Origin of the sequence: Methanobrevibacter sp. (assembly GCF_045126245.1) — an archaeon.
In the GTDB taxonomy this organism is placed as follows: Archaea; Methanobacteriota; Methanobacteria; order Methanobacteriales; family Methanobacteriaceae; genus Methanocatella.
On the sequence record NZ_JBGVOG010000027.1, the window covers coordinates 1 to 6950 of the forward strand.

Genomic DNA, 6950 nt, shown 5'->3' on the forward strand with positions numbered 1-6950 from the left:
AGCATGCTTGTGGAATCAGTCACACTAAAAGATACAAAAACAGGGAAATTAACCGAAATTCCGGCAAACGGAGTCTTCATAAGCGTCGGATACAATCCCCACACAGAGCTTGCAGAAAAATTGGGAGTGACTTTGGATCAAACAGGCCACATTATCGTTGATAAAGAACAAAAAACCAACATAGATTATGTTTACGCAATTGGTGATGTGTGCGTTGGTTTAAAACAGTGGGTTGTAGCATGTGGTGAAGGTGCAGTGGCTGCAACTTCAGCATATACCGACATTAAGCAAAAGAATCAGTAGTGTTCCTGCAGGTACATGTAAATGAAAAATGCAATTAACAACACTACAATGACCGGCAAAAGCCACATGAACAATTTAAGCAATATCACTGCTACAAAAATTGCAATTATTATAAATATCAAATCTCTAATTTCCATGTAATTCAAATTTATTTAAGGTAATATATAAACTTTAAGAGAAATCTTAAAACTTATTTTTTTCATTCTTTAAAATTTTGTCCCAATCCATAGTTAAATATAATATATAAAAAAACTAAAAATAATATTATTATATTTTAATGGAGCATAAAATGACAATTCTAGTTATAAACAATAAAGGACAATACAACCATAGAATTCAAAGGAGTTTGCAGTATCTCAAAATTCCCTCTGAATTGGTTGACAATACATTGTCCATTGAAGAAATTGAAGCTAAAAATCCGATTGGACTGATATTGGGCGGAGGACCTTCCATTGAAGGTGCTGGAAACAGTGAAGAATACATCAAACACTTTGATATTCCGATTTTGGGAATTTGCCTTGGACATCAACTGATTGCAAAGGCATACGGCGGTGAAGTTACTACCTCCGAAACCGAAAGTTATGCTCAAGTTAAAATAAACATTAATAATGATGAAAACTTATTTGACCAACTGGCTCCGGAAATGGATGTTTGGTCTTCACATAAGGACGAGGTTAAAACTATCCCTGATGATTTTGAAATACTCGCCAGTTCAAACTTATGTGACGTTGAATCCTTTAAGCATAATGATAAGGATGTTTATGGAATCCAATTCCATCCCGAAGTGCATCATACCCCTAAAGGATCAATAATTTTTGAAAACTTTTATAAAATCTGTCAAGAAAGGTGTAATAATGATTGATAATCCACAAGACTTAGCAACAAAAGCGCAAGACAATAAAGCTGGTTTGAAAAGAAAATATATCAACATCCCTATCGGTGATGAAGAATATGGATTTAGAATATCCGGAATTGGAGCTAAATCCGTTAAATTGGAAAAATTTGTTAAATATGAAGATATCTTTGAAGCCATTGAATCCGGCAATGACAATGGTCTTGAAGCAATGATTAAACAGATTATTGAAGATTACGACGAAGCTGATGAAAATGAGGAATAAAATGTTAGGTCCTAAAGAATTTATTGAAGATGCAATCCAAAAGATAAAAGACCAAATTGGTGATGAAAAAGCAATTATCGCATTATCAGGTGGGGTGGACAGTTCAGTATGTTCAGTTCTTGTTCAGGAAGCCATCGGAGATAATTTGACTGCTGTTTTTGTAGACCACGGTCTTTTAAGAGAAGGTGAAGTTGAACAAGTAACCAACACTTTTAAAGACAGATTGAATTTCAAGTTTGTTGACGCCTCCGATGAGTTCATGGATGCCCTTGCAGGCGTTGAAGATCCTGAAGAAAAAAGAAAAATCATTGGAAAAGTGTTCATTGACGTTTTTGAAAGAGAAGCTGAAAAGTCCGATGCAAAATTCTTGGTACAGGGTACCATCGCACCGGATTGGATTGAAACCAAAGGTGAAATCAAATCCCACCACAACCTTGCTCTTCCGAACGGAATGGAACTGGAACTCTGCGAACCTATCCGCGACCTGTACAAGGATGAAGTAAGAGAAATAGGTGACGAACTGGGACTTCCAAAAACAACCGTCTACAGACAACCTTTCCCAGGGCCTGGACTTGGGGTGCGTGTCGTTGGTGATTTAACAAGAGAAAACGTTGAAATTTGTAGAAAAGCTAACAAAATCGTTTGCGATGAAGTTGAAAAGGCAGAACTTGATGAGGAAGTATGGCAATACTTTGCTGTTCTAACCGATACCAAAGTTACAGGTGTTAAAGGAGACCAAAGGGACTTCGGATACTTGGTTGTTGTTAGAATCGTCAACTCAATCGATGCAATGACCGCATCAGTTGCTGAACTTCCATGGGAAGTAGTGCAAACCATTTCAAAAAGAATCACTTCCGAAATTTCCGAAGTGACACACGTTGCTTTATCCATCAGTGATAAGCCACCTGCAACCATCGAATTCTGTTAAATACTATTCTAACCAATAGTATTTACTTTTACTTTTTTTAGAAAATTATGAAAACCACAAAAAATGCATATCTTGCCAAGCTGACAGAACAAATCCAGATGAAGTCTGTTAAAGTTGGAAAAAATCTTGAAGGAACCACACCACCATCAGTTTTCATCGGACGCTGGTCCTATCCCAAGGTTTATGCCGGACCCATGATGAGCTCACAGATGGGAGATACACACATCATGGACTCTCCTGAAGACTGGATTGGCCAAAACAAGACCCAGGAAGAAATCATCAACTATAGGATGAATCTTGTACGGGGTAAGCAACTGATCAGAATTGATGATTTGGAAAACCCCTTCGTTGAAAAGCTGCAGGACATATCCCTTGCATCAAAATCAATCGACAGCGAAGCCACATTCGGGCGCAGGCCAACAGGGTCAATGCTTACAGAGGACAGCACCCCCCACGGTCCCAGTGCAGTCATTGAAAAGTTCGACATCGATGCGGTAAGATGGGACAGGCAGCTTGAAAAGACATTCTATGATACTGACTTGAAGGCAGTTGATGCGGTTGTCAACCTGCACAACAAGGAAGTTCCGTTCTCAGCGATGCAGAAGGCATTTTCAGTGGGTGCAATCGGAACAAAAAACAAAAGGAAACTGGTTCCAACACGCTGGTCAATTACCGCATGCGATTCGACACTGGCAGACGAATTCCTAAAAGAAGTCCGAAAATTTGAAATAATAGACACATACAGGGTTTTCGAATTCGGAGCATTGAACACTTACTATGTTATCATTTTAACACCAACCGAATGGCAATATGAATGGTATGAGGCATTCATCAAATTGATAAACAATGAAGAGTTGATGTTTTCAGATTATGAAACCAATGCCGGCAAAAAAGAATACTCCAGAGTTGGAGGATGTTATTATACTGCGAAAATGGTAGTTCTCGATTATCTTGAAAAGATCAAAAGACAGTCCGGCGTCCTAATTTTAAGGGAAGCATATGAAGACTACATTCCGTTAGGCGTTTTCAATGTTAGGGAAAATGTTAAAGAGGCAATGGCAAATCCATATCTTGAATTTGAAACCTTGGAAGACAGCTTGAAATATGCAGGAACCAAACTCAGACTGCCAATCAGGAGATTTGTAAAAAATGGAACATTGCTTAATGAAATGCTTCACACAAAACAAACCACATTAGATATGTACTTTAAAAGAGGATAATATGTTTAAATTCAAAACACCTTCCAAAAAGACACTTGAGATAATGTCAAAAGTTGCAAAAGGCGAAATAAGCGATGACTTTGAAGTCAAATGCGAAGATAAAATCAGTGAACTGACTTCACATGAATTTGCAAAAGTAACCTCAAGCGGCAACAACAGCATATTCATTGCACTATCAGCAATTGAAGGAGACATTATCGTGCCTGATCAGGGCGGATGGCATGGATTTAAACAGATTGCAAAATACCTAAACAAAAATATAATTACTGTAAAAACTGATTTGGGCCTTATCAACCCAACCGAAATGGATGACCTGGACATTAAGGAAAATTCAGCACTGATTTTTACAAGTTTCGCAGGATACACCGCAGAGCAGGATACAAAGGCAATATCAAAATACTGCAAAAGCAACAGCATCACCACCATCGAAGATGCATCAGCAGGCATAGGGGACAATGAAAACAAACTTGCAAACGGAAGCTATTCAGATATCATCATCGCATCAACAGGCTCGCCGAAGATGGTCAATGTCGGAAGTGGAGGATTAATCTCAACCAATGATAAAGAAGTTTTTGAAAAAAGCAAAATGCCTCAAAAATTAAGTAAAACTAATAATATTGTATGTAGTGGTATAGATAGTGAACTTGATTTAGTTAGAAAAAATCTGGAAGTTTCATTAAATGCAACAAAGCATCTAAAAAATAGTATGAATAAGGCAATCCATAAAAATAAAAGGGGGGTCAATGTAATTATTCCGAGTGATGATGCAAAGGAAATAAGTTGGAACTTGAAAAGGTCACTGCCCATCGATAAAAGCGGATTCATAACAACTTGCCCCAACTACAATCGTGTGAAAACAAAAGCCATTGCAATTGAACTGAAAAATCTTTCATACGACTGCCTTGAAAAACAAAATATTGAAAAAATAATAAATGAACTGAAAGCTAATAATCTACATTAAGTTTTGTAATTCTGTCAATCATTACCTCATCAGCAGAATTGTTTACCAACTCAACCGGAGAGATATCATAAATCTCAATTAATTTTTCTGTGTCACAACCTAAAACACCATCATCCAAAGTGAAATGATTAGACAGTTCGCAAGTGTAATCATCACAATTGATTAGGATTGCACATAGATTCATTTCACCTTCCCTTAAACCCAGAATTTTAAAAGCTTTAGAAATCTGGCGCTGTGCAGAACATCTCAATACAATTTCAACACTGATGTCCTTTGCCAGGTTTTCACCGCGTTCAAAGGCAAGAAACGCCTGGTTGACTCCATGGATTATGTGATTTTCACCGGCAATGGCATCAGCATTCAGAAGCTGTATGATTTCTCCATCCTTTTTTATTGAATCAATAGTTTTGAGGGTATCTGCGACCGAATCGATTTTTGCCCTAAAACCCAATATCCTTAAATTATCCATATGCATAATAACACTAATCCCTAAGCAGCCTGTTAACACCTGCAACATAAGCCTTTACACTTGCATTGATAATGTCAGGTTCTGTACCGCGAGCGGAAACGACCTTATCTCCTTTTTGAAGCTTGATGATTACGTCAATAAATGCATCAGTTCCACCGGTAATTGAGTCTACGTGGTATTCAATAAGGTCAATGTCCTTGAATATGTCCAGGGATTTTAGTGCATTGATTGCAGCATCCACAGGACCTAAACCTACGCCAGCATTTAAAATCTCTTCATCGTCGACAGTTATTTTGACGGATGCAGTAGGCATCACCTTATTGCCGGACACAATAGTGACTTCATCGAGCCTTATTCTGTCTTCATGGTCGATTTCCAAAACGTTGTCTGCAATAACCTGCAAATCCACATCTGTAACAGTTTTGCCCTTATCAGCCAAAACCTTAATGTTGTCACAAATCTGCTGAAGCTGGTTTTTATCAACATCAAGCCCCAACTCCTTCAGCCTATTGTTCAAACCGTGGGTTCCCATGTGCTTTCCAATGACAAACTTGCGTTTACGCCCGACAAGTTCAGGAGTCATAGGCTCGTAAGTGGCGGAATTCTTAATGATTCCATCTGAATGAATTCCTGATTCATGCGCAAAAGCATTTTCTCCAACAATTGCCTTATTTGGCTGAATATACACACCTGTCAACCTGGCTACCAATTTGGATATGTCATATATCTCATTTATCTTGACCTCGGTTGAAAACTCAGGAAGCAATCTGTCTATGCTGACGACACACTCTTCAAAAGATGTGTTTCCGGCTCTCTCGCCAATTCCGTTAATGGTTGTATGAATTTCAGATGCCCCTCCCTTGATGGCGGATAGGGTATTTGCAACCGCAAGACCAAAGTCATTATGGCAATGGCAGGCAATCGGCACAGACAAATCCCTAAATTGACTAAATAAATCATAAGATGTATCGGGTGTTAGAATACCAACAGTATCACATACACAGACCCTGTCAGCACCATGGTCAATTGCATTGTCAAATACTGACTTTAAAAAATCAACACCACTTCTTGAAGCGTCTTCAGCAGACAGTTCAACAATCAAACCATGATCTTTACAGTAATCAACAGCATTGTTGGACAATTCCAGAAGATTTTCAAAATCAGTGTTCAGCTTATCTGTGATATGCAACTCGGATGTCGGAACAACCAAATTGACACCGTCAACATCACAGTCCAAACAATAATCTATATCAACAGTCAATGGTCTTGAAAAACTTAAAATTTCAGCATTAAATCCTTGGCGGGTGATTTCTTTAATTGACTGTCTTTCACCTTCTGAGGTGATAGCGGATCCCGCTTCAATATAGTCTACCTTGATTTCATCTAATTTATTTGCAATTCTTAACTTCTCTTTTGGAGTTAAAGAAACACCAGGAGTCTGTTCCCCATCACGTAAAGTAGTATCCAAGACTTTAATATTCAAAAAAATCACCTAAAATTATGCAATACTGTTATTAAGTTGAATGAAAATAATACGAAAAACAAGAAAAAGATTAATGATTGTAATAGAGAAAGCTTGCAGCGAAATGAAATTCCCATAGAAAACCATAGTACGCAAACAAAACACAAAAGGACTTCACTACTGGGATCGAAACGAGACCAGGTATAACCCCCATGCTATGACCGCAATACTTACTCTATCACATATGAGTATGAAAAATAAATTATAATTAGTGCCACTTTCACCCTTACTGTTAACACCTAACCAAATTATTATTAGACTATATATCACTTGAATAAGTTCAATATAAGTCTACTAACAATTAAAATAATGCAAGCGAACAATTGGAAGCAGCGGACTCAACAACTCGGAAAAAAACCTCGAAGCTTACATCCCTACCCCATCAAACAAGTCTTCTACTCGCGTCCTAAGCAATCTATTTTCAGGGGA

General features: G+C 37.9%; 9 protein-coding genes and 2 rRNA genes. 6 read left to right on the top strand and 5 right to left on the bottom strand.

All coding sequences use genetic code 11. The features are described 5' to 3' along the window. Positions 1 to 303 (top strand): NAD(P)/FAD-dependent oxidoreductase (locus tag ACJMLZ_RS02010; protein WP_405303710.1); only part of this gene is annotated, 303 nt, incomplete at its 5' end. Here the strand turns inward: ACJMLZ_RS02010 and ACJMLZ_RS02015 are convergent. After that, complete coding sequence (locus ACJMLZ_RS02015; RefSeq protein WP_405303711.1) at positions 297 to 440, bottom strand: hypothetical protein; 144 nt, start codon at positions 438 to 440, stop codon at positions 297 to 299. The two genes, ACJMLZ_RS02010 and ACJMLZ_RS02015, sit on opposite strands and share 7 nt — an antisense overlap. Positions 441 to 592: 152 nt before the next feature. On the opposite strand from ACJMLZ_RS02015, the gene ACJMLZ_RS02020 reads away from it, so the two are divergent. From ACJMLZ_RS02020 to ACJMLZ_RS02040, 5 genes are read left to right on the top strand one after another with little or no spacing between them, the layout of a single operon-like run. Then, on the top strand, positions 593 to 1165 hold the full coding sequence (locus tag ACJMLZ_RS02020) for a GMP synthase subunit A (protein ID WP_405303712.1): 573 nt from the start codon (positions 593 to 595) through the stop codon (positions 1163 to 1165). Continuing rightward, positions 1158 to 1421 (top strand): hypothetical protein, encoded by a 264-nt coding sequence (locus ACJMLZ_RS02025; RefSeq protein ID WP_405303713.1) that lies wholly within the window; start codon positions 1158 to 1160, stop codon positions 1419 to 1421. Before ACJMLZ_RS02020 ends, ACJMLZ_RS02025 begins: the two co-directional genes overlap by 8 nt. 1 nt (position 1422) lies before the next feature. After that, the gene (gene guaA / locus ACJMLZ_RS02030) at positions 1423 to 2349 is read left to right on the top strand and encodes a glutamine-hydrolyzing GMP synthase (protein WP_405303718.1); all 927 of its coding nucleotides are present in this window, start codon (positions 1423 to 1425) and stop codon (positions 2347 to 2349) included. 47 nt (positions 2350 to 2396) lie between these two features. Further along, positions 2397 to 3569: a hypothetical protein gene (locus ACJMLZ_RS02035; RefSeq protein ID WP_405303714.1), complete on the top strand. Its 1173-nt coding sequence runs from the start codon at positions 2397 to 2399 to the stop codon at positions 3567 to 3569. Position 3570: 1 nt separating this feature from the next. Then, positions 3571 to 4530 (top strand): DegT/DnrJ/EryC1/StrS family aminotransferase, encoded by a 960-nt coding sequence (locus tag ACJMLZ_RS02040; RefSeq protein ID WP_405303715.1) that lies wholly within the window; start codon positions 3571 to 3573, stop codon positions 4528 to 4530. Here ACJMLZ_RS02040 and cgi121 read toward each other — a convergent pair. From cgi121 to ACJMLZ_RS02060, 4 genes are all read right to left on the bottom strand, one after another. Further along, complete coding sequence (gene cgi121 / locus ACJMLZ_RS02045; RefSeq protein ID WP_405303716.1) at positions 4514 to 5005, bottom strand: KEOPS complex subunit Cgi121; 492 nt, start codon at positions 5003 to 5005, stop codon at positions 4514 to 4516. The genes ACJMLZ_RS02040 and cgi121 overlap by 17 nt on opposite strands. Positions 5006 to 5012: 7 nt before the next feature. Continuing rightward, a complete protein-coding gene (locus ACJMLZ_RS02050) occupies positions 5013 to 6482 on the bottom strand; it encodes a (R)-citramalate synthase (protein ID WP_405303717.1) in 1470 nt (489 codons plus the stop codon). Positions 6483 to 6572: 90 nt separating this feature from the next. After that, positions 6573 to 6690: ribosomal RNA gene (gene rrf, locus ACJMLZ_RS02055) — 5S ribosomal RNA — on the bottom strand. Positions 6691 to 6824: 134 nt separating this feature from the next. Further along, positions 6825 to 6950, bottom strand: a 23S ribosomal RNA gene (locus tag ACJMLZ_RS02060); the annotation flags it as partial.